Raw genomic sequence first — 1,010 nt, 5'->3', positions numbered from 1 at the left:
TCATCAGCCCGGCGCGGACCAGATCGGAAATCGCGCGGCTGACATTGGCGCGGCCCACGGCCTGGACCTGCTCTTCCACCGCCGCTTCGATGTGCGCGGCATCGCGAACAGCGTCACCGGTCAGTTCGTCCTTCAGCGCAGCGGCAACGCGCGCACGCATCGCCGCACGACGAGCGGGCTGTTCGCTCATCGGCAGAAGCTGAGAGCAGAGCCATTCGCGCAGGAGCACCGGCACGCCGCCCTGCGCGACGAAGGGTCCGGCCTGCCCTCGCCCGTCGGCAATTTCGGCTACCAGTTGAAGGACGAGAAACGCATAGCGCGGGCGGTTCGAGGCTTCGACCAGGACCGCGTAGATCCCACCGACGCCAGTGATTTCAGGGGCTCGTTCCATCAATCAGTATTGAGCACAAAAGGTGAATCCTGTGAATCCCCTTTGTGCCCTGCCCTGTCATTTGTCGCCCGTGACACTTCGCCCGGAGACGCCATCTGGTTTGCCCTGCCACACGTGCGCTGCCCTCTCTCCGCGACTACTTCCGCCATCGTGCAGGCATAATCGATGACCCGCCCTCCGCGCATGTCACGGGCGCAGCGCAACATGACACTCTGCTCGAGGGCAAAGTGTCACAGATGTCATGCCCCGCAAGGGGCACAAGCCCCGACCCGACAGGCAAAAAAATAGGGCCGGCGTGAGCCAGCCCCTTGGAAAGTTTTGGGAGAGGATGCCTGAAAGGCATGCCACATAGGGGCCAGCCCCCTACATGCTGCAAGTGCGAAAAGAACGCGGAGTGTTGCCTTTTCGCAACCGCCGCTCCTTCTGGACATCGTCTTCATGAGCAATCGGGGGCCGGTCCGGATGGTCCCAATGGGAGGCGGCGCTACCGCCTCCCGGGCTCGGTGTCACAGGAAAAGGACTTCCTCGGCGACGATCTCGACCGCGTAGCGTTCGACGCCCTCCCGGTCGGTCCACTTCGAGTAGTGGAGGCGGCCCTGCACCTCGACCAGGTCGCCCT

Annotated in this window: 2 protein-coding genes; both read right to left on the bottom strand. The window is 63.8% G+C overall.

The features are described from left to right. A partial coding sequence (locus tag AX703_RS19635) for a hypothetical protein (RefSeq protein WP_062346529.1) occupies positions 1 to 391 on the bottom strand: 391 nt, incomplete at its 3' end. 506 nt (positions 392 to 897) lie between these two features. Beyond that, positions 898 to 1,010, bottom strand: a 113-nt coding sequence (locus AX703_RS19630; protein ID WP_156452113.1) for a single-stranded DNA-binding protein, incomplete at its 5' end; no start/stop codon positions are given.

The sequence above is a fragment of the Novosphingobium sp. CCH12-A3 genome, assembly GCF_001556015.1.
GTDB lineage: Bacteria > Pseudomonadota > Alphaproteobacteria > Sphingomonadales > Sphingomonadaceae > Novosphingobium > Novosphingobium subterraneum.
The sequence above is the reverse complement of the archived record's forward strand: the minus strand, read 5'-3'. Positions and strand labels throughout refer to the sequence as shown.